The sequence below is a fragment of the Corynebacterium sp. genome (assembly GCF_012837295.1).
Classification (GTDB): Bacteria; Actinomycetota; Actinomycetes; order Mycobacteriales; family Mycobacteriaceae; genus Corynebacterium.
Window position 1 is genome coordinate 1 of the sequence record NZ_DURI01000365.1, and the last position, 1,722, is coordinate 1,722.

The 1,722-nt window shown below is 68.6% G+C and carries 3 protein-coding genes; all 3 read left to right on the top strand.

Annotated elements, in window-relative coordinates; translation table 11 throughout:
- On the top strand, positions 1-376 hold a 376-nt coding region (locus GX015_RS11925; protein WP_291345378.1), incomplete at its 5' end, for an enoyl-CoA hydratase-related protein.
- Between the two features lie 111 nt (positions 377-487).
- Positions 488-637: a hypothetical protein gene (locus tag GX015_RS11930; RefSeq protein ID WP_291345379.1), complete on the top strand. Its 150-nt coding sequence runs from the start codon at positions 488-490 to the stop codon at positions 635-637.
- Positions 638-937: 300 nt separating this feature from the next.
- Positions 938-1,722 (top strand): enolase C-terminal domain-like protein (locus GX015_RS11935; protein WP_291345380.1); only part of this gene is annotated, 785 nt, incomplete at its 3' end.

Sequence of the window (1,722 nt, forward strand, 5' to 3'; positions counted from 1 at the left end):
GCGCACGCTGGCCGATCACGTCGGCGCCGAGCAGGCGCGCTGGCTGACCATGACCGGCCGCGAACTGACCGGCGCGGAGGCCGTCGAAGTCGGGCTGGCCACGGAAACGACCGAGTCGCTTGACGACGCCCACGCGCGAGCCCGGGAAATTCTCCGTGAATTGATGGGCCGTTCCCCCGACCAGCTCGCGGCAACGAAGTCACTTTTCAACCACGCGTGGCGCTCGCCGCGGGCGACGTTCCGCGCGGAGCGGTTCGAGCAGGCCAAGCTGCTGCTCAGCGAAAACGCCGCCCGGGCGCGCACCGCCGCGATGAAGAAGGCGCCGCCGAACTTCGTCCGCCGGGGGACGTGGGCGTTCGGGGCGAAGAAGAAGTAGTCCCCGGCCCACGCCCGCACTCCAGGGGACGTGGGCGTTCGGGAACTGGAAGTAGTTGCCCGCGTCCCGAAAGCACAGGTGAAGCCCGCCAATTCCGGTTGCCACCGGGGCATGACCGACAGCGGCAAGAACGGCACGGGCGATGCCACGACACGGGTGGTGATCATCGTCGGCCGTGCCTCCGACAACACCTCCGCAGACACCGCCGGCCGCGCCCCACCACAGGCCCAGCCACAGCCGCAAACACCGCCGGCCACCTAACCCCGGACGCTTCCGAGATTTCGCGCAACGAATCGCCCGAAGCGTCCGGGGTTACGTGCACGACCAAACCGGCGGACGTGACGGTAGACGTGGCGGTGAGCCGTAAAACGTGGCGGCGGGCCGTCGTCAAGCAGTGCAAGTGCTTTGCGACGGCCCGCGCCCGCCGCACCCCGCGGCAATCGGCTGCAACCTCTGGCAACTCCTTTGCCCCCGGCCCGGCGCGACCGACAATCGAGGCAGACAAGGAAACCGGCGGGACCCTCCGTCCGCCACCCGGCCCGTCCCGGAAAGGACGAACCGATGTCCGCAAAGATCGTGAAGGCCGAGGTCTTCGTCACCTCCCCGTCCCGCAACTTCGTCACCCTGCAGCTGACCACCGACGACGGCGTCATCGGCGTCGGCGGCGCGTCGCGCACCGGTGCCCGCGCCTACGGCCACGCCTCCGGCACGGACCTCGAGTCGCTGTTCGACTCCATCCGCTACGAGATGGAGCTCGGCTACACCATGATCCGCGTGCAGACGTCGGTGCCGGGCATCGAGAAGCTGTACGGCGTCGCGGCGCAGGAGCAGTCCTCCGGCGCGCGCTACGACTTCGAGCCGGCCAACCGCGGCGGCTGGCCCGTCGAGGAGGACTGGGACACGGCCGCCTACATGCGCCACCTGCCGACCGTCTTCGAGGCGGTGCGCAACGAGTTCGGCCCGGAGCTGCCGCTGCTCCACGACGGCCACAATCGCATGACGCCGCGCGAGGCGGCGCAGCTGGCGAAGTCGCTGGAGCCGTACAACCTGTTCTGGCTGGAGGACGTCACGCTCGGCGAGAACCAGGAGAATCTGCGCTACGTCCGCCAGCAGTCGACGACGCCGCTGGCCATCGGCGAGGTGTTCAACACGGTCTACGACATCAAGGACCTGATCAACGAGCAGCTCATCGACTACGTCCGCTGCGCGACCACGCACTTCGGCGGCATCACCCCGCTGAAGAAGGTCATGGCGCAGGCCGAGCCGTACCAGATCAAGTCCGGTTTCCACGGCCCGACGGATGTGTCGCCGATCGGTTTCGCGGCGGAGCTGCACCTGGACATCAA